This is a genomic window from Achromobacter sp. 01N37 (assembly GCF_056399725.1).
Genome location: NZ_JBFTRX010000017.1, coordinates 83,041 through 103,470 on the forward strand (window position 1 = coordinate 83,041; position 20,430 = coordinate 103,470).

Below are 20,430 nucleotides of genomic sequence, written 5' to 3' on the forward strand. Positions count from 1 at the left end.
TCCCGCTCCACAACATTCTTTATTGGAAAGAACGATATGTATCGCATAGGGATAGACGTCGGAGGCACGTTTACCGATTTCACGATGATCGACGAGGACGCCGGCGTGGTGCACTTTCACAAAGTGCCTTCCACGCCGCACGACCCCTCGGAAGCCATCGCCACCGGTATCGGCCAGATGCTCACGGACCACGGCGTAGCGCCCTCGCAGGTGTCGCACGTGGGGCATGGCACCACAGTCGCCACCAACCTCATCATTGAACGCAAGGGCGCGCGTGTTGGGCTGATCACCACGCGCGGCTTTCGCGACGTGCTCGAAATTGGCCGGCAGACGCGCCCGCATCTGTATGACTACAGCGTGGGCAAGCCGCCCGTTGCCGTGCCGCGCGAGTTTCGCGTGGAAGTCGACGAACGTGTGACTGCCGCCGGTGACGTGCTGACGCCGCTGAATGATGAGCAGGTGCTGGCGGCGGCGAAGCAGTTCGCCGCCGCCGGTATCGAAGCCGTCACGATCTGCTTTCTGCATGCCTACCGCAACCCTGAACATGAGCGACGCGCGGCGCGCATCGTGGCGGAAGTCATGCCGGATGCCTACATCAGCCAGTCGTCGGACGTGCTGCCGGAATTCCGCGAATACGAACGCCTGTCCACCACCGTGCTGAACGCGGCTGTAGGCCCGAAGATGGCGCGCTATCTGGAACGCTTCCTGCAACGGGTGCGCGATCTGGATATCAGCCACGAACCGCACACCATCCATTCCAACGGCGGCCTGATGTCGATTGCCACCGTGCGCCAATATCCGGTGCGGACGTGTTTGTCCGGGCCGGCGGCGGGCGTGGTGGGCGCGGCGGCCGTGGGGCGCGCTATCGGCAGCCTGAATCTTGTCACCTTCGACGTGGGCGGCACCAGCACCGACGTGTCCTTGGTGTGCGACGGCCGCCCGCTGTTCACCTCGCATCGTCATGTGGCGGGCTACCCGGTGAAGACGCCGATGGTGGATATCCATGTGATTGGCGCGGGCGGCGGCAGCATTGCGTGGCTGGATGACGCCGGCGCATTGAAGGTAGGGCCGCACAGCGCGGGCGCGGTGCCGGGGCCGGTGGGCTATGGCCGCGGCGGCCAGGAGCCAACCATCACCGATGCCGAGATCGCGCTGCAACGGCTGAACCCGGTTGCGTTGTTGAACGGCCGCATGCCCGTGCATGCAGAAGCGGCGCGCCGTGTGATTGAACAACGCGTGGCCGAACCATTGGGCCTGGACCGCGAAGCCGCAGCCGAAGGCATTCTGCGCATTGCCGCAGCGAACATGAGCCGCGCCATCCGCGCCGTGTCCACCGAGCGCGGCTATGACTTGTCGCGCTTCGCGCTCTACGCCTACGGCGGCGCGGGGCCATTGCACGCCGTCGAAGTGGCCGAGGAATGCGGCATTCCTGTCGTCATCGTGCCGCAGGAGCCCGGCACGATGTGCGCACGCGGCATCTTGCTAAGCGACATCTCGTTTGACTTCGTGCAAAGCGAAATCTCGCTGGCAAGCGAAGCGGCCTGGCCCGCGATCTCAACCCTCTTCGACGGGTTGCGCACGCAGGCGCAGAACTGGCTGGACGACGAGCGTGTGGACCCCGCATTGCGCGTCTGCCACAGCGCCATCGACGCGCGCTACGAAGGCCAGAACTTTGAAGTGCAGGTCAGCCTGGACGATACGGGCGCGGGCGGCTACGCCGAGTTTGCGCGCCGCTTCGCTGAAGCACACGAGCGCGAATACGGCTACACCGTCGACGACCGCAACGTGCAGATCATCAACTGCCGTATGCAGGCCGTGGGCCAGGTGGTCAAGGCGCCGCTTGCGCCGCGCCATATCGGCGGGGTGCTGGAAGACGCCAGGCTGGGCGTACGCAAAGCGTACTTCGGCGCCGAACACGGCTGGCGTGAAACGCCGGTATACGACCGCGACCGCGTGCCAACCGGCGCCCGCTTCACCGGCCCCGCGCTGCTGGAAGAAATGAGCTCGACCACCGTGGTGGGCGTGGGCCAGCACGTCAGCGTGGACGAATACGGCAACCTGATCATCCGTTTGCAAGGAGGCTTGAATGACTAAGCCCAACCCTCACGACGCCGGCGCGGCACTGGCCGACCCCATCGGCATGGAAGTGTTCTGCAACCGCCTGCTGTCCATCACCGAAGACATGAACAACACGCTGGTGCGCGCGTCGTTCTCCACCAACATCAAGGAACGCAAGGACTGCTCCGTCGCACTGTTTGATGCGGCTGGCAGGCTGGTGGCGCAAGGCACGCAGATTCCGTTGCACCTGGGGTCGCTGGATGGCGCAATGGGCGCGATTCTTCGCACGTTCAAGGCCGACGACATCCGCGAAGGCGATGTCTTTATCTGCAATGACCCGTACCTGGCGGACGGCAGCCATCTGCCCGACATCAACATCGTCACGCCCGTGTTCTGGGACGGCGTGCTGCGCTTTTTCGCCGCCAATATTGCGCACCATTCGGATGTGGGTGGCGCGGTGCCGGGGTCGATCGCGGGCGGCTTGAAATCCATTTTTGAGGAAGGCATACGCATTCCCGCGTGCCGCATCGCCAAGCACGGCGAGACCGACGAAGACATGCTGCGCCTGATCTGCGCCAACACCCGCGACCCCGAAGAACGCGTGCTGGACTTGCGCGTGCAGATGGCCACCAACCGCCGGGGCGCGGCCGCTGTGCAAGGCCTGATCCGCCAGATGGGGCTGGATGCGGTGCTGCGTTCGGTTGACGATGTCATCGCGTATACGCGCCGACGCCTGCTCAATCGCATCGCTGAATTGCGTCAGGGCAGCTACACGTTCCGCAGCGATCTGGACGACGACGGCATGGGTGGCGACCCGGTGCCGATACAAGTCACGCTGACCGTGAACCCCGACAATCTGCACTTCGATTTCGAAGGCTCGGGCAAGCAGGCGCGTGGCGCGATGAACCTGCCCTTCAACGCCTTGCGCGCTTGCGTGTACTACGCCGTGAAAGCGCTGCTTGACCCGGATCTTGCGCCGAATGCGGGCCTGTTCGATCCCATCTCGGTGTCGGCGCCGGTGGGCACGATTACCAACCCGGAACATCCGGCGGCAGTGGGCGCGCGGTCGATTACGGCGCAGAAAGTGGCGGGCGCCATCTTCGGTGCGTTTCGTGGCTTGCTGCCGCCGGAAAAGACCATGGCGTCCAGCAACGACTGCTGCCCTGCCATTGTGTTTTCAGGCCGCTGGCGCGAACGCGCCGGGCACTTCGTGTATCTGGAAACGTTGGGCGGCGGCGCGGGTGCGCGCTTTGATGCCGATGGCATGGACGCGGTGCATGTGCACATGACCAACACGTCGAACCTGCCGGTGGAAGCGCTGGAAAACGAATACCCGCTGATGATGGACGAGTACGCAATGATTCCGGATTCAGGCGGCGCGGGCCGCACGCGCGGCGGGCTGGCGATTGCCAAGCAGATTCGCGCGGTGGGGCCGGGCATCGTGTTCTCGGCGCGCTCGGACAGCCATACGGTAGGCGTCGCAGCCGGGGTGGACGGCGGTGGTGACGGACGCCGTGCGCGCCTGATCCGCAACTTCGGCACGCCCCAGGCGGAAGAACTGTTTTCGAAGACGGCGAACATCGCGTTGGCGCTGGGTGACAGCGTGCGGATTGAAACCCCGGGCGGTGGCGGTTACGGCGCGCCTGCCGAGCGGTTGCGCACCCGTATCGAGCAAGATCTGGCGGATGGAAAGATCAGCGCCGAGGCCGCTAGAAAGGACTATGGCGCTGTGCAGGGCGCTGTCTAGGGCTCGGCAAGCCCAGTTACCCCACGTTGAGCGTCATCGAGTACTTCATCTTGTCGTGCGGGAACGTGGTGATGGTGGCAAGCAGCAGCAGGCCGCCTTCGCCGTAGTAGCGGCGGGTAATGACAAAGCCCGCCGTCTTGGGTTCAACCTTGAGTTGCTTGGCGATCGTCGCGTTGATGGGCGTGGCCGAGAACTCCTGGTTGACCTCGGTGATGCGGTCGCCAAAGTGGTCTTCGATCAGGCGCAAGAGCGAGATGCGCGACTTGACCTCGACGCGCACATCCGAGTGTTCGGGGTCGGCGTAGATCAGCGTGCTGGCGGCGGCGGTGTCCGGGTCGTCAAGGGTCTTGATGGAGTTGATGTGCAGCCAGGATTTATCGGCCGAGCAGCCCAGCGCTTCGGCCAGCCGCTTGGGCAGCTTGATGGTGCGTACGTCTTGCACCAGCAACGCGGCGTTGCGCGCGTATTGCAGCAGGTCAGGAAACTGCGAAATACGCTGCGTGAAGCGGGTGCTGGCACGGGCGGTTTCCACGCGAGTGCCGACGCCGGGGCGGCGCGACACCATGCCCGCCACGGTCAGCATGCGGATGGCTTCGCGAATGGTGTGGCGGCTGGCGTTGAACTGATCGCAAAGCTCGTGTTCGGTCGGCAGCAGCGTCATGACGGGGTAGCGGCCGGCGCTGATGTCTTGGGACAGCGTCTGGAAAATGCTCTTGTAACGGGGGCCGCTGGCGTCGGCATCCGGCGCGTGCGATTCCGGTTTGCCGCGCGCCTGCCGTGCTCCGCCAGGGCCCGCCGCGCGCTCGGAGGATCGGGTCATCGGGAGGCTCCTTGAATTGTTATATGGGGTTTGTACGGACAATAACCGATTGACAGCGGTGTCTTGTGGGATTCATTATTTGTCCGGACATTCATGTACGGACAAAGTGTACCAACAATTCGGGGGTTCTCATGGGCAAGGTACTTGCAGTGATCGTGGCGGCGACGGTGGCAGCCGGACTCAGCGCCAATGCAGCAGCGCAGCAGAAGTTGGTGGTGGCCGGTTACGGCGGCTCGTTCGAAGACATCATGCGTAAAGACATCTTCCCGCCCTTCGCCAAGCAGCACGGCGTCGAGCTGGACTATGTGGCGGGCAACTCCACCAACACGGTGGCGCGCCTGCAAGCGCAGAAAAGCAATCAGCAGATCGACGTCGCCATCATTGATGACGGCCCCATGTACCAGGCCATTGCGCTGGGCTTCTGCGCCCCGATCACGGGCCTGCCCGCCGACGACATCTACAGCACCGCACGCTACAAAGATGACAAGGCCGTCGCCATCGGCATCGTGGCCACCGGCATCATGTACAACAAGAAAGTCTTCGATGAAAAGAAATGGGCCCCGCCCACGTCGTGGAAAGATTTGAAGGACCCCAAATACAAGAAGCAGCTGGTCGTGCCGCCGCTGAACAACACCTACGGTTTGCACGCGCTGGTGGAATACGCCCGCGAAGGCGGCGGCAGCGAAAAGAAGATCGACGCGGGTTTCACGACGTTCAAGAACGAGGTCGGCCCTAACGTGCTGGTCTATGAACCGTCGCCCGGCAAGATGACCGAGCTGTTCTCCAGTGGCCAGGCCGTGATTTCCGTGTGGGGCAGCGGCCGCGCGAAGGCATTCGCCGACACCGGCTTCCCGGTGGGCTTCGTCTATCCGCAGGAAGGCGCTTACGCCCTGCTGTCGTCGGTGTGCCCGATCGCCAAGGCCAGCCCCAACCCCGTTGCGCAAGCCTTCGTGCAGTACCTGGTGACGCCCGAGGTGCAACAGAAACTGGCGTCGGCCTACGGCTATGGCCCGGTCAACAAGAAAGCCAAGATCGAGGATGACCCGCGCGTGCCGCTGCCGATTGGCAAGCGTGCTGCGGACCTCATCGTGATTGATTGGGACACTGTGAACCAGAACCGCGACGATTGGAACAAGCGCTGGACGCGGGAAATCGAGCGCTGACGCGCAGCCGGCAGTGAAAACGGGGCGGCGCGGCGCGCCGCCCACGGGAGCTTTCATGACCTATCTAGTGTTGAACCGCCTGAGCAAGCGCTATGGCGACACGACTGCCGTCGAAGAGCTGAGCTTGTCGGTGAACCGGGGCGAATTCATTTCGCTGCTGGGGCCTTCCGGCTGCGGCAAGACCACCACCCTGCAAATGATTGCGGGCTTTGTCGAACCCACGGGCGGCAGCATCGTGCTGGATGGCCGCGACGTCAGCCGCGTGCCGGCCAACAAGCGCGGCCTGGGCCTGGTGTTTCAGAACTACGCCTTGTTCCCGCATATGACCGCTTCTGAAAACGTGTCGTTCGGCCTGGAGATGCAGCGGGTGAAGAAGGACGAGCGCGAGGCACGCGTGGCGGAAGCGTTGAAGCTGGTGGGCTTGTCGCATCTGGCTGACCGCCATCCGGCGCGCATGTCGGGCGGGCAGCAGCAGCGCGTGGCGTTGGCGCGCGCGCTGGTCATCCGCCCCAGCGTGCTGTTGCTGGATGAGCCGCTGTCGAACCTGGACGCCAAGCTGCGCGAGGAAATGCAGCTGGAGCTGCGCAGCATTCAACGCACCATCGGCACCACCACGATTCTGGTGACGCACGATCAGTCCGAAGCGCTGGCCTTGTCGGACCGCATCGTGGTGATGAACCAGGGCCGGGTGGAACAGGTGGCGGAACCGTTCCAGGCCTATGAAGGGCCGGCCAGTCATTTTGTGGGCGGCTTTTTGGGCAAGGCGAATGTGTTCACGCCGCAGTCCGAGCAGTACAACGATGAAACGCGCGCCCGTGTGGGCGAGGCGCACATCTCGATGGACGGCGCGCCCGTGCCGCAAGGCGCGGTGATTGTGCGGCCCGAGAAGATCCTGTTTTCTGAGCCCGCCGCCTGTGCCCTGCCCGGCCGCATGAAGACGCGCGTGTTCCAGGGCAACCACTGGTTGTGCCAGGTGGAAACATCCGTGGGCGAAGTCATGGTGATCCGGCAGAACGACGGCGTGCCGGTGCCGGCCGAAGGGGAAACCGTGCACCTGCGCTGGCGCGCGCAGGACATGTGTGTGGTGGCGGCCGCGCCGCAAGGCCGCGCGTCATGAGCGCGCGCGCCAACCCCTGGGTGCTGAGCGCGCCAGCGCTGGTGGTGTACGCCACCTTTCTGGTGGTGCCGATGGCGCTGGTGTTCCTGATCAGTTTCTTTGACTTCCAGTTCTATGGCGGCATGCAGGCCACGTTTACGTGGAAGAACTACATCGAGATCCTGACTGACGGCTACTACTACGAGATCTACGCCCGCACGTTCGGCGTCGCCGCCGCCGTGACGCTAGCCTGCCTGGTGCTGGGCACGGCCGAGGCCTACGTGCTGTCGCGCATGGCCAATCCGTGGAAAGGCTTGTTCCTGATGGTGGTGCTGGGCCCGCTGCTGATTTCGGTGGTGGTGCGCACCTTGGGCTGGGCGCTGCTGTTTGGTTCGACGGGCTTGATCAACAAGGCGTTGATGGGGATCGGCATCATCTCAACGCCGGTGGACCTGATGTACAGCAATCTGGGCGTGGCCATTGCGCTCACGCACGTGCTGGTGCCATTCATGGTGATCTCGGTATGGGCGTCGTTGCAGCGGATCAACCCGTCAACGGAAGCCGCGGCCCTGTCATTGGGCGCATCGCAATTCACGGTGATCCGCCGCGTGATCGTGCCGCAAGTCATGCCGGGCATTTTATCGGGCGCGATCATGGTGTTTGCGATGGCGGCAAGCTCGTTCGCCACGCCGGCCATCATCGGCGGACGCCGCCTGAAGAACGTGGCCACGGCGGCCTACGACGAATTCCTGAACACGCTGAACTGGCCGCTGGGCGCGGCGCTGGCGGTCGTGCTGCTGCTGGCGACCGTGGTGGTGCTGCTGTCGGCCAACCGGATCATCGAGCGCAAGTACGGTGCCGTCTTCAACCAGGCCGGAGGCTGAGATGCAATTCCGAAACGGCCCCATCGGCCTGCTGTTCCACACGCTGTTCATTCTTTTCATCCTGGCGCCCATCGTGATGGTGTGCGCGGTGGCGTTCACGTCAGAAGGCTTTATCTCGTTGCCGACGAGCGGGCTGTCGCTGCGCTGGTTCCGCGCCATTTTGGACAACCCGCGCTTTGTGGAAGCCTTCTGGTTCAGCCTGGGACTGGGCACGCTGTCGGCAACATTGGCCATTGCGCTGGCGGTGCCAAGCGCGCTGGCGCTGGCCCGCAACCGCTTCCGTGGCCGCGAGGCGTTGGTGGCGTTCTTTCTGTCGCCGCTGATGATTCCGCATGTGGTGCTGGGCTTGGCGTTCCTGAAGTTTTTCACCACTGTGGACCTGGCCGGCACCTATGTGGGGCTGGTGGTCGCGCACGTGATTCTGGTGATGCCCTACGCGTTGCGTCTGGTGCTGGCTTCCGCCACCGGGATCGATCCGGCGCTGGAGCGCGCTGCGCAATCATTGGGCGCGTCCAACTGGACGGCATTCCGGCGCGTGGTGTTGCCGTTGCTGCTGCCGGGGGTGGTCAGCGGCTGGGTCATCGCCTTCATCACAAGCTTCGATGAATTGACCATGTCGATCTTCATTGCCTCGCCGTCCACGACGACGCTGCCGGTGCGTATCTTCCTGCATATCGAAGACACCATCGACCCGCTCGTGACGGCCGTGTCGGCCGTGCTGATCTACGTAACGATCATCGCCATCTTCATTCTGGACCGCGTGGTCGGCCTGGAAAAGCTGTTTGTAGGAAAGGGACGCTAATGACGGACGAGAAAGAACTGGCGCCCCGCGCGCCCGTGCATCGCGGCATTTATGACGCTGCGGTGATCGGCGGCGGGCTGGTGGGGTCGGCCATTGCCTATGGCTTGCGGCGCGAGCTGGACCATGTGGCCGTGCTGGACGAAGGCGACGTGGCGTACCGGGCGTCGCGTGGCAACTTCGGGCTGGTGTGGGTGCAGAGCAAGGGCATGGGGCTGCCGCGCTACGGCGTGTGGACGATGACGTCCGCACACGGCTGGCCCCGGCTGGCTGCGCAACTGCTGGACGAGACCGGTGTGGACGTGCACCTGGAGCAGCGCGGCGGACTGCACGCGCTGTTGAGTGACGAAGAGGTGGAAGCGCGCGGCAAGTTCATGCAGACCTTGCTGGCGCAACCGGGCATGGCGCAGTACGACTGGAAACTGCTGGACCGCGCCGAGGTTGCGGACTTGGTGCCGGGCATTGGCCCCGAGGTGCGCGGCGCCACGTGGACGCCGGTGGACGGCATTGCCAACCCGCTGAAGCTGCTGCGCGCGCTGCACATGAGTTTTGCACAGCGGGTGGTGGATTACTTGCCGCGCCGGCCGGCACAAAGCATCAAGCAGCGCGACGGTGTGTTCGAGATCGCCACGCCATCAGGCACGGTGCGTGCGCGCAAGGTCGTGCTGGCATCGGGCTTGTCGAACAAAGACCTGGGTGCGCAAGTTGGCCTGGACGTGCCGGTGCGCCCGCAGCGTGGGCAGATCGTGGTGCTGGAACGCACGCGCCGCATGCTGGAAACGCCGCTCTCCACCTTGCGCCAAACCGATGAAGGCACGTGGCTGATCGGCGATTCGCAAGAAGAGGCCGGCTATGTGGACAACCTGGTGGGCCTGCCGATTCTGGGCACGCTGGCCGACCGCGCGGTGCGCACGCTGCCTGCCTTGCGCGACGTGCGCGTGGTGCGCAGCTGGGCTGCGCTGCGCGTGATGTCCAAGGATGGCTTTCCGATTTATCAGCAATCTGAAACGTGCCCGGGCGCTTTCGTCGCCACCTGTCACAGCGGCGTGACGCTGGCCGCCGCGCATGCTCTCAATCTGGCGCCCATGATCGTGGCCGGCAAGCTGGCCGACGACATGGCGCCCTTCTCGACCCGGAGGTTCCATGTTCAAGAGGCTTGACGAGGCGCAGCGCCAGGCGCAAGGCGCGCCCGTGCGCGTGACGGTCAACGGGGCCGAGCTGCAATGCCGCCAAGGCGACAGCGTGGCGGCGGCGCTGTTTGCAGGCGGCGTGTCGGCCTGTCGCGACACAGCGGTGAACGAAGTGCCGCGCGGGCCTTATTGCATGATGGGCGTGTGCTACGACTGCCTGGTCACCATTGACGGCCAGGCGAATCAGCAAGGCTGCATGACGGCCGTGCGCGAAGGCATGAAGATCGAGCGCCAGCTGGGCGCGCGCAAGGTGCAGGCATGATCGATACGACGCAATGTGATTTGCTGGTGGTGGGCGCAGGCCCCGCAGGATTGGCGGCGGCGACGCTGGCGGCCAAGCTGGGCGTGGACACGGTGCTGCTGGATGAGCAGGCGGCGCCGGGCGGACAGATCTATCGCGCCATCACGACCACGCCCGTCACCGACCGCAGCATTCTGGGCGAAGACTATTGGCATGGCGCCTCGCTTGTCGGCCCGTTCAAGCAGTCGGGCGCGCGCTATGTGCCGGGCGCCACCGTCTGGGCCGTTGCCGAGCACACCGCGCCGCATCCCGACAAGGGCTTCGAGGTGGCGTACTCGGTGGCGGGCGAAGCGCGCATCGTGCATGCGCGCCGGCTGCTGTTGGCAACCGGTGCGCAAGAGCGCCCCTTCCCCATTCCGGGCTGGACGCTGCCGGGCGTCATCACCGCCGGCGCGGCGCAGATTCTGCTGAAGTCGTCGGGCGTGGTGCCGGCCGACCGCACGGTGCTGGCCGGCAGCGGCCCGCTGCTGTATCTGGTGGCGTGGCAATACCTGAACGCGGGCGTGAAGATTGACGCGCTGCTGGAAACCACGCCGCCCGGCCGCATGAGCCAGGCGCTGCCCAAGGTGTGGGGCTTTCTGCGTTCGCCGTATCTGGGCAAGGGTTTGAAGCTGCTGCGTGCGGTGAAGGCCGCGGTGCCGATCACGCGCGGCGTCACCGCGCTGGAAGCGCTGGGCGATGGCAAGCTGCAAAGCGTGCGCTACACGGCAGGCGGCGTCACCAAGACCTTGCCCGCCGAACAGCTGATGCTGCATCAAGGCGTGGTGCCCAACGTGAACTTGTCGCGCGCGGTGGGTGCGGAACACCGCTGGAATGATGCGCTGGACTGTTGGGAGCCGCAGGTTGACGCATGGGGGCTGACGTCGGTGGACGGCATCGGCATGGCGGGTGATGGCGCAGGAATCGCGGGCGCGTTGGCGGCGGAACACCGTGGGCGGCTGGCCGCGCTGCAAGCCGCGCATCTGTTGGGCCGCATTGATGCCGCCAAACGCGATAGCGAGGCCGTGGCGCCGCGCGTTGCGCTTGCCCGTGCCGTAAGAGGCCGCGAGTTCTTCGACGCGCTCTACAAGGCGCCTGACGCGTTCAGACGCCCGACCGGCGACACCATCGTGTGCCGCTGCGAGGAAGTCACCGCCGCGCAGGTGCGCGACACGGTCAAGCTGGGCTGCACCGGCCCGAACCAGATGAAGGCGTTTCTGCGTTGCGGCATGGGGCCGTGCCAAGGGCGCTTCTGTGGGCTGACCGTGGCCGAGATCATCGCCGAGGAGCGGGGCGTGCCGACGCAGGAAGTGGGCTATTACCGGCTGCGTTTTCCGACCAAGCCGCTGACCCTGGGAGAACTCGCGTCGCTGCCGCAGACGGACGATTCCCGCCAGGCCGTGGTCCGGTTAAAAAAGTAATGCCATGACCGGTGCAACGCGGTCGGCAGCAGTCATCATCATCGGGGGAGGCCTGCACGGCAGCTCGGCGGCGCTGCACTTGGCGCGTGCGGGCGTGTCTGCCCTGGTGATCGAAAAGAACTACGTGGGCCGCCACGCGTCGGGCGTGAATGCGGGCGGCGTGCGCACCTTGTCGCGGCATCTGGCCGAGGTGCCGCTGGCGCTGGCCTCGCGCGAGCTCTGGTATCGCATTGGCGATCTGGTGGATGACGATTGCGGTTTCGAGCAGCACGGCCAGGTGCGCGTGGCCGAAAACGCCGCCGACGTATCCGCGTTGCACACGCGCTTGCAGACGATGACCGCGCACGGCTACACGCACGAGCAATGGATCAGCGCCGAGGATTTGCGGGACATGATTCCGGCGCTTGCGCCCACCATCCAGGGCGGCCTGATTGCACGCGAGGACGCGGCGGCCGATCCGTATCGCACGACGCTGGCGTTCCGCACCAAGGCGGCGAGCATGGGCGCGCGCTTTCTGGAAGGCGTGCGCGTGCAGGGCGTTGCACGCGTGGACGGCCAATGGCGGGTGGACACCGATGCGGGCGTCTACACCGCGCCGCAAGTGTTGAACTGCGCGGGCGCGTGGGCCGACCGCATCGCGGCGCAATGGGGCGAGCCGGTGCCGCTTTTGGCCATTAGCCCGATGATGCTGGTGACGCTGCGCATGGATCACTTTCTGGACCCCGTCGTGCTGGGAACGGGCCGCGCGTTGTCGTTCAAGCAGCGCTCAAATGGCACCGTGCTGATTGGCGGCGGCCGGCGCGCCTGGGTGGATCGCGACGCGGAATGGACAGAGCTGGATTTCCGCTCGCTGGCCGAAGGCGCGCGCACGGTCTGCGATCTGTTTCCGCACATGCGCGATGCGATCGTGAACCGGGGCTGGGCGGGTATCGAGGCGGCCATGCCGGATGAGATTCCCGTCATTGGCCCAAGCCGCCGTCACGAGACCGCGTTTCACGCGTTCGGCTTTTCGGCGCACGGCTTTGAGCTGGGCCCGATTGTGGGCCGCATCATGGCTGACCTGATCACGACTGGCGCGACGGACATGCCGATTGCGCCATTCCGGATTGACCGTTTTTCGGACGCGGCTATCGCGTCCTCCCCATCAAACAAGGAGCAAGACGAATGAATGACGATATCGTGCGCAAGGAAACCAACCAGCGCCTGAGCCGCATCGTGATCCATGGCGATACGGTGTACGTGGCGGGCGTGACGTCTGCGGCTGAAGGCGGCATCGCGGCGCAAACGCGTGACGCGTTGGCGAAGATCGACGGCTATCTGGCGCAGGCTGGCACCGATAAGTCGCGGCTGTTGTCGGTGCAGATCTGGCTGAAGGACATCGACCGCGACTTCGCCGGCATGAATAGCGTGTGGGCCGAGTGGGCGCTGCCGGACGCGATGCCCACCCGCGCCACCTGCGAGGCCAAGCTGGCCGCGCCGGAGCTGCTGGTGGAGATCATCGTGACGGCCGCCAAGCGGCCGGCATACGTCAGCGGGCCGGTGTCTGAAAGCTGACCTGGCCAGGGCGGCCCGGCAGGTTCAAGGTGGCGGTGGCGGGCGGCGTGGTGGCAATCACCTGGCCCGCGCGCAGCACCATCAGACGGGTCGCACGCAAGCGTAGCGCTTCGACGGGGTCGCGCGCTTGCAGCAGCACGAGGTCGGCGCGCTTGCCGACCGCGATGCCGGTTTCGTCCAGCCCAAGAATTTTCGCGGGCGTGGTCGTCACGGCTTCGAAACAGGCGCGCATGGCGTCCTGGCCCGTCATCTGGGCCACGTGCAGGCCCATGTGCGCCACTTCCAGCATGTCACCCGAACCCAGGCTGTACCAGGGGTCCATCACGCAATCGTGGCCGAAGGCCACCGGCACGCCAGCGGCCAGCAGTTCCGGCACGCGCGTCATGCCGCGGCGCTTCGGATAGGTATCGTGGCGGCCTTGCAGCGTGATGTTGATCAGCGGGTTGGCGATGGCGGCGACACCCGCTTCGCGCATCAGCGGAATCAGCTTGGACACGTAGTAGTTGTCCATCGAATGCATGGACGTCAGGTGCGAACCGGTGACGCGGCCATGCAGGCCCAGGCGTTGCGTGTGGTAGGCCAGCGTTTCGATGTGGCGCGACAAGGGGTCGTCGCTTTCATCGCAATGCATGTCTACGCGCAGGCCGCGTTCGGCGGCCAGTTCGCACAGGATGCGCACGGACTCGGCGCCGTCCTGCATGGTGCGTTCAAAGTGCGGAATGCCGCCCACCACATCCACGCCCATGTCGAGCGCGCGCTTCAGGTTGTCCATCGCGCCCGGCGCGCGCAGCACGCCGTCTTGCGGGAAGGCGACCAGTTGCAGGTCCAGATAGGGTTTGACCTTCTCGCGCACGTGCAGCAGCGCTTCGGTTGCCAACAGACGCGGGTCGCAGACGTCAACGTGCGAGCGGATGGCGAGCAAGCCACGCGCCACGGCCCAGTCGCAATACGCAAGCGCCCGTTCGACCAGCGCTTCTTGCGTCAGCAGCGGCTTCAGTTCGCCCCACAGCGCAATGCCTTCCAGCAAGGTGCCGGACTGGTTCACGCGCGGCAGACCAAAGGACAAGGTCGAGTCCATGTGGAAGTGCGCGTCCACGAAGGGCGAGCTCACCAGCTGGCCAGCGGCATCAATCACCTGGCCGGCTTCGGCCTTCAGCGCAGGTTCCACCGCCGTGATGCGGCCCTGAGCCACGCCGATGTCGATGTTCGTGCGGCCATCGGGCAGCGTGCAATTCTTGATGATGAGATCGAGCATTGGGGGATCCTAGTGGAAGTTCAGTATTTCACAGTGCTGCAAAAGTACCCCAGCATCGGGGTCGCACGGAGCCGGCTCCGCCGGTCCGTCGCGACGCCCCCTTGAGGGGGAAGCGCGCAGCGCTTCGGGGGTGGGTCACACCCTTAGCGTTCGCCCTTGCGGTAGGGCTTCATCAGGGCTTGTGGGTAGGCGGCGCGGCGCGCCATCACCACCAGGGCCAGGATGGACAGGATGTACGGCAGCATCAGGTACACCTGATACGGTAGCTCGGGCAGGCCGGGCAAGGCGGCCCCGCCCTGTTGCAGCCGCAGTTGCAGCGCGTCGAAGAAGGCGAAGATCAGCGCGCCCAGCAGTGCCTTGCCGGGCCGCCAGGAGGCGAACACGACCAGCGCCACGCAGACCCAGCCACGGCCGTTGACCATATTGAAGAAGAACGCGTTGAACGCGGCCAGCGTCAGGAAGCTGCCGGCAACCCCCATCAGCGCCGAGCCCGCCACGATCGCGCCGATGCGCAGGCGCGTGACCGACAGGCCCTGCCCTTCGGCGGCGGCGGGGTTTTCGCCCACCATGCGGATCGCCAGGCCGACCGGCGTGCGGTTCAGCACCCAGGCCAGAATGGGCACGGCGGCCAGCGCAATCAGCGTCATGGGCGTCTGCCCGGCCAGCACCGGGCCAATCAGCGGAATGCCGTCCAGGAATTTCATTTCGGCAAACGGCGTGATCGTAGGCGGCGTGTTCACGCTGGGGAACGTGACGCGGTACGCGAAGTACGACAGGCTGGTCGCCAGCAGCGTCACCCCCAGCCCCGACACGTGTTGCGACAATCCCAGCGGCACCGTCAACACCGCGTGCAGCAGGCCGAACACGGCGCCGGCAAAGGCCGCCGCCAGCACGCCCACATACAGCGGCGCGCCCAGATACACGACGAGCCAGCCGGTGAATGCACCGGCCGCCATGATGCCTTCTATGCCCAGGTTCAAGACGCCCGCGCGTTCGCACAGCAGCACGCCCAAGGTGCCCAGAATCAGCGGCGTCGCCAGACGCAGCACGGCGACCCAGAAGGCCGAGGAACTCAACAGATCCATCCATTCCATGGCGTGCTCCTCAAGCCCGGTTGCGGCGCAGGCGGTACTGCGCAAATAGCGTCGCGACCAGCATGGCAAGCAACGAGGTGGCGACGATGACGTCGGCGATGTAGTTCGGCACGGCGATAGCGCGGCTCATGCTGTCGGCGCCCACCAGCATGCCGGCGACAAAGATGCTGGCCAGAATCACGCCCAGCGGATGCAGGCCGGCCAGCATGGCGACGACGACGCCCGTGTAGCCGTAGCCCGGCGACATATCCAGCGTGACGTAACCGGTGCGGCCCGCCACTTCGATGGCGCCTGCCAGGCCCGCGAGCGCGCCGGACAGCATCGCGGTGCCGAGCATGACGCGGTTGACCGGCAGCCCCAGGAAGCGCGAGGCGCGCGCGTTGGCGCCCACGGCGCGCATCTGAAAGCCGAACACGGTGTAGCGGTTCAAGAGCCACAAGCCCAGGGCCAATCCGGCCGCCCACAAGAGGCCGGTATGGGCGCGCGTGCGTTCAATCAGCTTGCCCAGTTCCAGGTCGCCATTGAGCGCCACGGATTGCGGCCAGCCCATCGCCATCGGGTCTTTCATGGGGCCGTCCAGCATCATGGACACGAACAGCAGCACGATGAAGTTGCCCAGCAAGGTGGTCACGACTTCGTCCACGCCCAGACGGGTTTTCAACAGCGCGGGAATCAGCAGCAGCAAGGCGCCGGCAAGCGCCGCCGCCAGCATCATGCCGCCGAACAGCACCGGCACCGGCAGGTCAAAGCCCGTGCCGTCATGCAGGCCGCCGATGGCCACGGCCGCCAGCGCGCCCAGATACAGCTGGCCTTCGGCGCCGATGTTGTAGAAGCGCGCGCGAAACGCCACGGCACAGGCCAGGCCGGTCAGCATCAAGGGTGTGGCGCGGGTCAGCGTTTCAGACAAGGCGAAGCGCGAGCCGAATGCGCCTTCGAACAGCAGCGCGTAGGTGCGGCCAACCGGCGCGCCGGCCCAGGCGACCAGCAAGGTGCAGACCGCCAGGGTGAAGAGGATGGCCGCAATCGGGGCCAAGGCCAGCGCCATGCGGCTGGGCTCGGGGCGGCGTTCCAGGATCAGTTTCATGCGAGTGATGCTCAATAGAGGGGGAAGCAGCGTGGGACGGAACGACCCGTCATGCGCGCGTTCCCGTCATGGCCAGGCCCACGGTGGCGGGCGTCCATTCGGCCACCGGCTTGACGGCGACGAGCTTGCCGCCGCACAGCACGGCGATGCGGTCGGCCAAGGCGAAGATTTCTTCCAGGTCTTCGGACACCAGCAGCACGCCGGCGCCGCGTGCGCGGGCGGCCAGCAACTGCTCACGCACATAGGCGACCGCGCCGATGTCCAGGCCCCAGGTTGGCTGGTCGGCCACGATGAAGCGCGGTTCGCGTGCGAGCGTGCGGCCCAGAATCAGCTTCTGCATGTTGCCGCCCGACAGGCTGCGCGTGCGCACATCCAGCGAGGCCGCGCGCACGTCGAATTGCTTGGCCAACGATGCCGCGTAAGCGCGGCCGGCACGTGCGCGGATCAGGCCGTAGCGCGCAAAGCGCTTGTCCTTCAAATCTTCAACGATGGCGTTTTCCCATAGCGGGCTGTCGCCGATCATGCCTTCGCCGTGGCGGTCTTCGGGAATGCGGCCGACGCGGGCCGCAGTCCATCCGGCGGGTGTCGTGGGCGCGGCTGCGTGTTCCGCACCCAGCCGGATCGTGCCGTCGCTGGGTTGGCGCAGGCCGGTCAACACCGACACCAGCGCCTGCTGGCCGTTGCCGGCCACGCCCGCAATCGCCACGATTTCATGTTTGTGGACGGTTAGGTCCAGGCTGTCCAGGCGCGGGGCGCCTTCGCGGCCATCGCGCACCGTCACTTGCGACAAGGTCACCACGGGCGCCGCCTGTTCAGCGGCGGCCACGGCTTCCGCGCGCGGCATGACGACCTTGCGGCCCACCATCAACTCCGCCAGTTCGGCGGGGTTGGTGCCGGCGGTGTCGCGTTCGGCCACCAGCTTGCCCTGGCGCAGCACGGCCACGCGGCGCGACACGGCCATCACTTCGTCCAGCTTGTGCGAGATGAAGATGACGGCCAAGCCTTCGTCAACAAAACCGCGCAGGGTTGCAAACAGGTCCTGCACTTCCTGCGGCGTGAGCACTGCGGTGGGCTCGTCCAGGATCAGGACGCGCGCGCCGCGATACAGCGCCTTCAGGATTTCCACGCGCTGCTTTTCGCCGACGGACAAGCCGCCCACGCGCGCGTCCGGGTCCACGCCCAGACCGAAGCGTTGGCCCAGTTCAACCAGGCGGCGGCGCGCTTTGCTGCGGCCGGACGCCAGCTTCCACAGCGATTCCGTGCCGACCATGATGTTGTCCAGCACGGTCAGGTTGTCGGCCAGGGTGAAGTGCTGATGCACCATGCCCACCCCCGCCGCCAGCGCGGCGTCGGGCCGGCCGGGCGGCAAGGGTTTGCCGAAGACGTCGATACTGCCGGCATCGGCCACATAGTGGCCGAACAGAATCGACACCAAGGTCGATTTGCCGGCGCCGTTCTCGCCCAGCAAGGCCAACACTTCGCCTTGCCGCAGCGTCAGCGAGATATCGTCGTTGGCCGTCAGGCTGCCGAAACGCTTGGTGATCCCTGTCAGTTGCAGGGCGAGAGGCGCTTGATTCATCGTGCCGAGGACTTGGGTTCTTTGTCGTTGACCTTGACGGTGAAGCTGCCGTCCAGAATGGCTTTTTGCTTGGCTTGGACCTGGGCGATCAGCTCGGCGGGGATCTTCTTTTCGAAGGTGCCCAAGGGCGCCAGCGACGAGCCCTTGTGCTTCATCAGCGAGTACTGGCCGTAGTCATCGGCCTTGAACGTGCCCGCCTTGACCTGCTTGAGCGCCTCGTCGATGGTGGGTTCCATACTCCACAGCGCGGAAGCCACCACGGTCTCGGGGTACTGCGGCTGCGTGTCGATGACGTTGCCGATGGCCAGCTTGCCGCGTTCCTTGGCGGCATCCGACACGCCAAAGCGTTCGGCGTACAGCACGTCTGCGCCCTTGTCGATCATGGCGAAGGCGGCTTCCTTGGCCTTCGGGGGATCGAACCACGAACCGATGAAGGTCACGGTGAATTCAGCCTTCGGGTTCACTTCCTTGGCGCCTTCGATGAAGGCTTGCATCAGGCGGTTCACTTCGGGGATGGGGTAGCCGCCCACCAGGCCGATCTTGCCGGACTTGCTCATGCCGCCGGCGATCATGCCGGTCAGGTAGGCGGGTTCCTGGATGTAGTTGTCGAACACCGAGAAGTTGGGCTGCTGCGGCTTGCCCGAAGAGCCCATCAGGAAGGCGGTCTGCGGATAGTCCTTGGCCACCTTGCGGGCGGCGGCTTCCACGGCGAAGGCTTCACCCACCACCAGCTTGTTGCCCTGCTCGGCGTACTGGCGCATGACGCGTTCGTAGTCGGCGTTGGTGACGTTTTCCGAGAAGGTGTATTCGATCTCGCCACGGTCGCGAGCCGCCGTCAGCGCCTTGTGGATGCGCGACACCCATTGCTGCTCGACCGGCACCGTGTAGATGGCGGCAACCTTGGTCTTGGCGGGGGCTTGGGCTTGCACGGCGCCCGAGAACAGCAGCGCGCCGGCAGCGGCGGCGGCCGCCAGCTTGAGCAGGCCGCGGCGGGCGATGCCGCCGGCGGACGGGGTGGACAAGGATTTCATGCGGGTGACTCCTTCGCGGGGGATGGAAACAGAATGGGAATGGCGGCCAGACGTTTGAAAATCGCGGTCGCCGGCAGGCGTGCCGGGGCGAACGGGCGGAAACGTAGGCGAGGGATCGGTCATCGGATGGAGGCGCCGGGAGGCGCGTCCCACCCGAATGGTCGAGTTCGCAGCCAGTCCTGGCGAAGCAAGTTGTATGCCATGGGGCATTCCTGCGACAAGTCGGGGAAACCTGATGGACGGGCAGGATTATAGGCACCCTGGCGGGCATTCGTGGCACCAAGGTGGTGCGGGTTGTCCCAAAGCGTGGACACCCTTGCTGCGAAACGGTGAGTTCCCGCGTCAACGTTGTGCGTATCCCCTGGGGCGCCGCCCGCCGCACTTAAAATCCCGCCATAAGCTGCGCGAGGCGCGGCAAGCTGGAAATTCCATGCAAGACATTCAATTGCTGCTCGAGCAATACGGCGGGTGGCTGGTGTTCGCCAACGTGCTCGTCGAACAGGCGGGCTTGCCCGTGCCTGCGTACCCGATGCTGATTGCGGCGGGCGCGCTGGGCGGCGCGGCGGGGTGGCTTGTGCCCTGGCTGGCAGCCACCGTCGCCTGCTTGCTCGCGGACTCGCTTTGGTATGTGGCCGGCCGGCGCTACGGTTCGCGGCTGTTGGGCGTGATCTGCAAGATGTCGCTGTCGCAGGATTCCTGCATCCGCCAGACGCAACGCCTGTATTTGCGCATCGGCGTGCGGGCCTTGCTGGTGTGCAAGTTCCTGCCCGGCGCGGGCGCGCTGTCCACCGTCATGGCGGGCCTGACCGGCACCGCCTACCGGCGCTTTCTGCTGTACGACCTGGTGGGCGCGATGATCTGGGCCGGCTCCGCGTTGCTGCTGGGCGGGCTGTTCCACAGCGTGGTCAATGATGTGCTGGAGATTCTGGGCACCTACGGCGCGATGGGGCTGGGCGTGCTGGCCGCGGTGTTGGCGCTGTACATCCTGACGCGTTTTTTCCGCCGCCGCATTCTGCTGCGCAGCCTGCGCATCATTCCGCGTGTGTCGGTCGACGAGCTGATGCAGTGGCGGCAAGACGGCCGCAACCCGCTGGTCTTTGACGTGCGCCCCGAAGCGCAGCGCGACGCTGCGCGCATCCCCGGCGCCATCGCCGTGGACTTGAAGGCGCCCTTGCCTGCGCTGGACGCCCACGCGCTGGACTCCGACATCGTGGTTTATTGCGCCTGCCCGAACGAGGTCTCGGCCGCGCTGCTGGCCTCGCGCCTGCGCGCGGCGGGGTATCCCAAGACCTGGGCGCTGCGCGGCGGCTACGAGGCGTGGATGGAACGCAATCACGCGCCACCCGCTGCGCCAAGCGCATAATTTCACATCAGC

General features: G+C 65.7%; 18 protein-coding genes. 12 read left to right on the plus strand and 6 right to left on the minus strand.

All coding sequences use genetic code 11. From position 1 onward, the window contains the following. Positions 1-36 precede the first annotated feature (36 nt). Positions 37-2,094: a hydantoinase/oxoprolinase family protein gene (locus tag AC1DSJ_RS26260; protein ID WP_441372493.1), complete on the plus strand. Its 2,058-nt coding sequence runs from the start codon at positions 37-39 to the stop codon at positions 2,092-2,094. Beyond that, positions 2,087-3,805, plus strand: coding sequence for a hydantoinase B/oxoprolinase family protein (locus AC1DSJ_RS26265; protein WP_441372494.1), 1,719 nt, complete (start codon positions 2,087-2,089; stop codon positions 3,803-3,805). Before AC1DSJ_RS26260 ends, AC1DSJ_RS26265 begins: the two co-directional genes overlap by 8 nt. 16 nt (positions 3,806-3,821) lie before the next feature. On the opposite strand, the gene AC1DSJ_RS26270 is transcribed toward AC1DSJ_RS26265, so the two are convergent. Further along, on the minus strand, positions 3,822-4,625 hold the full coding sequence (locus AC1DSJ_RS26270; protein ID WP_054420925.1) for a GntR family transcriptional regulator: 804 nt from the start codon (positions 4,623-4,625) through the stop codon (positions 3,822-3,824). Positions 4,626-4,756: 131 nt separating this feature from the next. Between AC1DSJ_RS26270 and AC1DSJ_RS26275 the strand changes: the two genes are divergently transcribed. Genes AC1DSJ_RS26275 through AC1DSJ_RS26315 form a run of 9 tightly spaced genes read left to right on the plus strand, consistent with a single transcriptional unit; the run spans position 4,757 to position 13,012 of the window. After that, the gene (locus AC1DSJ_RS26275; protein WP_054420926.1) at positions 4,757-5,788 is read left to right on the plus strand and encodes an ABC transporter substrate-binding protein; all 1,032 of its coding nucleotides are present in this window, start codon (positions 4,757-4,759) and stop codon (positions 5,786-5,788) included. 55 nt (positions 5,789-5,843) lie between these two features. Then, entirely contained in the window at positions 5,844-6,905 is a 1,062-nt protein-coding gene (locus AC1DSJ_RS26280; RefSeq protein ID WP_054420927.1) for an ABC transporter ATP-binding protein, read from the plus strand. Continuing rightward, positions 6,902-7,768, plus strand: coding sequence for an ABC transporter permease (locus AC1DSJ_RS26285; protein WP_054421374.1), 867 nt, complete (start codon positions 6,902-6,904; stop codon positions 7,766-7,768). The genes AC1DSJ_RS26280 and AC1DSJ_RS26285 overlap by 4 nt, the downstream gene beginning before the upstream one ends. A gap of 1 nt (position 7,769) precedes the next feature. Further along, positions 7,770-8,570 carry an ABC transporter permease gene (locus AC1DSJ_RS26290; protein ID WP_054420928.1) on the plus strand — a complete coding sequence of 267 codons (801 nt, stop codon included), beginning with the start codon at positions 7,770-7,772 and terminating at the stop codon, positions 8,568-8,570. Further along, positions 8,570-9,727 carry an NAD(P)/FAD-dependent oxidoreductase gene (locus AC1DSJ_RS26295; RefSeq protein WP_441372495.1) on the plus strand — a complete coding sequence of 386 codons (1,158 nt, stop codon included), beginning with the start codon at positions 8,570-8,572 and terminating at the stop codon, positions 9,725-9,727. The genes AC1DSJ_RS26290 and AC1DSJ_RS26295 overlap by 1 nt, the downstream gene beginning before the upstream one ends. Then, positions 9,711-10,019 (plus strand): (2Fe-2S)-binding protein, encoded by a 309-nt coding sequence (locus tag AC1DSJ_RS26300; RefSeq protein WP_046804012.1) that lies wholly within the window; start codon positions 9,711-9,713, stop codon positions 10,017-10,019. Before AC1DSJ_RS26295 ends, AC1DSJ_RS26300 begins: the two co-directional genes overlap by 17 nt. After that, on the plus strand, positions 10,016-11,458 hold the full coding sequence (locus AC1DSJ_RS26305) for an FAD/NAD(P)-dependent oxidoreductase (protein WP_175170465.1): 1,443 nt from the start codon (positions 10,016-10,018) through the stop codon (positions 11,456-11,458). The genes AC1DSJ_RS26300 and AC1DSJ_RS26305 overlap by 4 nt, the downstream gene beginning before the upstream one ends. A gap of 4 nt (positions 11,459-11,462) precedes the next feature. Further along, a complete protein-coding gene (locus tag AC1DSJ_RS26310; RefSeq protein WP_441372496.1) occupies positions 11,463-12,626 on the plus strand; it encodes an NAD(P)/FAD-dependent oxidoreductase in 1,164 nt (387 codons plus the stop codon). Continuing rightward, entirely contained in the window at positions 12,623-13,012 is a 390-nt protein-coding gene (locus tag AC1DSJ_RS26315) for a RidA family protein (RefSeq protein ID WP_054420932.1), read from the plus strand. The genes AC1DSJ_RS26310 and AC1DSJ_RS26315 overlap by 4 nt, the downstream gene beginning before the upstream one ends. On the opposite strand, the gene AC1DSJ_RS26320 is transcribed toward AC1DSJ_RS26315, so the two are convergent. The 5 genes from AC1DSJ_RS26320 to AC1DSJ_RS26340 all read right to left on the minus strand — a co-directional run bounded on the left by AC1DSJ_RS26320 (position 12,987) and on the right by AC1DSJ_RS26340 (position 19,055). Further along, on the minus strand, positions 12,987-14,267 hold the full coding sequence (locus AC1DSJ_RS26320) for an amidohydrolase family protein (protein ID WP_054420933.1): 1,281 nt from the start codon (positions 14,265-14,267) through the stop codon (positions 12,987-12,989). The two genes, AC1DSJ_RS26315 and AC1DSJ_RS26320, sit on opposite strands and share 26 nt — an antisense overlap. A 143-nt stretch (positions 14,268-14,410) precedes the next feature. Next, positions 14,411-15,361, minus strand: coding sequence for an ABC transporter permease (locus tag AC1DSJ_RS26325; protein WP_046804007.1), 951 nt, complete (start codon positions 15,359-15,361; stop codon positions 14,411-14,413). A 10-nt stretch (positions 15,362-15,371) separates the two neighbouring features. Next, positions 15,372-16,445 carry an ABC transporter permease gene (locus AC1DSJ_RS26330; RefSeq protein WP_441372497.1) on the minus strand — a complete coding sequence of 358 codons (1,074 nt, stop codon included), beginning with the start codon at positions 16,443-16,445 and terminating at the stop codon, positions 15,372-15,374. Positions 16,446-16,494: 49 nt separating this feature from the next. Then, positions 16,495-18,024 (minus strand): ABC transporter ATP-binding protein, encoded by a 1,530-nt coding sequence (locus tag AC1DSJ_RS26335; protein WP_441372498.1) that lies wholly within the window; start codon positions 18,022-18,024, stop codon positions 16,495-16,497. Beyond that, on the minus strand, positions 18,021-19,055 hold the full coding sequence (locus AC1DSJ_RS26340) for a BMP family protein (protein WP_054420935.1): 1,035 nt from the start codon (positions 19,053-19,055) through the stop codon (positions 18,021-18,023). Before AC1DSJ_RS26340 ends, AC1DSJ_RS26335 begins: the two co-directional genes overlap by 4 nt. A 430-nt stretch (positions 19,056-19,485) precedes the next feature. Here AC1DSJ_RS26340 and AC1DSJ_RS26345 point away from each other — a divergent pair, with 430 nt between their 5' ends. Then, a complete protein-coding gene (locus AC1DSJ_RS26345; protein ID WP_054420936.1) occupies positions 19,486-20,418 on the plus strand; it encodes a DedA family protein/thiosulfate sulfurtransferase GlpE in 933 nt (310 codons plus the stop codon). The last annotated feature ends 12 nt before the right edge of the window (positions 20,419-20,430 follow it).

Coding starts and splice junctions, on each gene's coding strand:
- AC1DSJ_RS26330 (WP_441372497.1), bottom strand. CDS start 16,445: ATGAAACTGATCCTGGAACGCCGCCCCGAGCCCAGCCGCATGGCGCTG.
- AC1DSJ_RS26345 (WP_054420936.1), top strand. CDS start 19,486: ATGCAAGACATTCAATTGCTGCTCGAGCAATACGGCGGGTGGCTGGTG.
- AC1DSJ_RS26305 (WP_175170465.1), top strand. CDS start 10,016: ATGATCGATACGACGCAATGTGATTTGCTGGTGGTGGGCGCAGGCCCC.
- AC1DSJ_RS26290 (WP_054420928.1), top strand. CDS start 7,770: ATGCAATTCCGAAACGGCCCCATCGGCCTGCTGTTCCACACGCTGTTC.
- AC1DSJ_RS26285 (WP_054421374.1), top strand. CDS start 6,902: ATGAGCGCGCGCGCCAACCCCTGGGTGCTGAGCGCGCCAGCGCTGGTG.
- AC1DSJ_RS26320 (WP_054420933.1), bottom strand. CDS start 14,267: ATGCTCGATCTCATCATCAAGAATTGCACGCTGCCCGATGGCCGCACG.
- AC1DSJ_RS26265 (WP_441372494.1), top strand. CDS start 2,087: ATGACTAAGCCCAACCCTCACGACGCCGGCGCGGCACTGGCCGACCCC.
- AC1DSJ_RS26300 (WP_046804012.1), top strand. CDS start 9,711: ATGTTCAAGAGGCTTGACGAGGCGCAGCGCCAGGCGCAAGGCGCGCCC.
- AC1DSJ_RS26325 (WP_046804007.1), bottom strand. CDS start 15,361: ATGGAATGGATGGATCTGTTGAGTTCCTCGGCCTTCTGGGTCGCCGTG.
- AC1DSJ_RS26295 (WP_441372495.1), top strand. CDS start 8,570: ATGACGGACGAGAAAGAACTGGCGCCCCGCGCGCCCGTGCATCGCGGC.
- AC1DSJ_RS26260 (WP_441372493.1), top strand. CDS start 37: ATGTATCGCATAGGGATAGACGTCGGAGGCACGTTTACCGATTTCACG.
- AC1DSJ_RS26270 (WP_054420925.1), bottom strand. CDS start 4,625: ATGACCCGATCCTCCGAGCGCGCGGCGGGCCCTGGCGGAGCACGGCAG.
- AC1DSJ_RS26280 (WP_054420927.1), top strand. CDS start 5,844: ATGACCTATCTAGTGTTGAACCGCCTGAGCAAGCGCTATGGCGACACG.
- AC1DSJ_RS26315 (WP_054420932.1), top strand. CDS start 12,623: ATGAATGACGATATCGTGCGCAAGGAAACCAACCAGCGCCTGAGCCGC.
- AC1DSJ_RS26335 (WP_441372498.1), bottom strand. CDS start 18,024: ATGAATCAAGCGCCTCTCGCCCTGCAACTGACAGGGATCACCAAGCGT.
- AC1DSJ_RS26275 (WP_054420926.1), top strand. CDS start 4,757: ATGGGCAAGGTACTTGCAGTGATCGTGGCGGCGACGGTGGCAGCCGGA.
- AC1DSJ_RS26310 (WP_441372496.1), top strand. CDS start 11,463: ATGACCGGTGCAACGCGGTCGGCAGCAGTCATCATCATCGGGGGAGGC.
- AC1DSJ_RS26340 (WP_054420935.1), bottom strand. CDS start 19,055: ATGAAATCCTTGTCCACCCCGTCCGCCGGCGGCATCGCCCGCCGCGGC.